Here is a 1,446-nt window from a genome sequence, read left to right on the forward strand (position 1 = left end):
CGCCCCAGCAGGCCATCCGCTCGGCGGCCCTGCCATTCGCCATCACGCACGAGCCGGGCCACATGCTGGTGACGGAGTTGCGCAACAGCCATCTGGCCGCGTTCTGACGGCCTGCCTGCCTGGCTGACTGGCTTGGGGCCCGCTTCGGCGGGCCTTTTTCTTTGCGTTGCCGGCCGGCAAGGGGCCGCTCCTGTTCAGTTTTCGTGAACAGAGGGGGCGAAAACTTCTCGATGGACGCGGTCCAGGGGCACTTTTAGATTGGACGCCAGTGGTGGGCATCGGCGGCGGGCCGTGCTCCAGGCCACGGTTTTCCTGACTTCAACTTCGAGACAAACGGGTTCCGACACCATGCAAGAACGCTCCACTCCCCATGACAGGCGCTGGCAATTCTGGATAGACCGCGGCGGCACATTCACCGACATCGTGGGCAAGCGGCCCGATGGCAGCCTGGCCACGCACAAGCTGCTGTCGGAAAACCCCGAGCAGTACCGTGATGCGGCCGTGGCCGGCATCCGCCACCTGCTGGGCCTCAAGCCCGGCGAGCCGGTCACGCCGGACCTTGTGGAGTGCGTGAAGATGGGCACCACGGTGGCCACCAATGCGCTGCTGGAGCGCAAGGGCGAGCCCACGCTGCTGGTGACCACGCGGGGCTTTCGTGATGCGCTGCGCATTGCCTACCAGAACCGCCCGCGCCTGTTCGACCGGCATATCCAGCTGCCCGAGCTGCTGTACAGCGAGGTGGTGGAGGCACTTGAGCGCGTGGATGCCCATGGGCAAGTGCAGCAGGAACTGGACGTGCTGCACCTGCACACCGCGCTGCTGCAGGCCCATGCCCGGGGCCTGCGCAGCGTGGCCATCGTCTTCATGCATGGCTACCGCTACATGCGGCACGAGCAGATTGCGGCGCGCATTGCGCGGCAGGCGGGATTCACGCAGATCAGCACCTCGCACGAGACCAGTCCGCTGATGAAGTTCGTGAGCCGGGGCGACACCACGGTGGTCGATGCCTACCTCTCGCCCATCTTGCGCCGCTATGTACAGCAGGTGGCTGGCGAGATGCCGGGCGTGCAGCTGTTTTTCATGCAGTCCTCCGGCGGGCTGGCCGATGCGGGCAGCTTCCAGGGCAAGGATGCCATCCTGAGCGGGCCGGCCGGCGGCATCGTGGGCATGGCCCGCACGGCGGGGCTGGCCGGGCACGACAAGGGCATCGGCTTCGACATGGGAGGCACCTCCACCGATGTCAGCCACTACGCTGGCGCCTTCGAGCGCGAGTTCGAGACCCAGGGGGCCGGGGGGCGCATGCGCGCGCCGATGATGAGCATCCACCCGGCGGCCGCCGGTGGCGGCTCGGTACTGGCCTATGACGGCTCGCGCTTTCGCGTGGGACCGGAGAGCGCGGGTGCCAACCCCGGCCCCGTGAGCTACCGCCGTGGCGGGCCCCTGGCC

At 67.8% G+C, this 1,446-nt stretch carries 1 protein-coding gene; it reads left to right on the forward strand.

Features of this window, described 5'->3' with window-relative positions:
* Positions 1–348: 348 nt before the first annotated feature.
* A partial coding sequence (locus ACYVTD_RS12720; RefSeq protein ID WP_461248121.1) for a hydantoinase/oxoprolinase family protein occupies positions 349–1,446 on the forward strand: 1,098 nt, incomplete at its 3' end.

This window comes from Treponema sp. R6D11 (assembly GCF_054786075.1).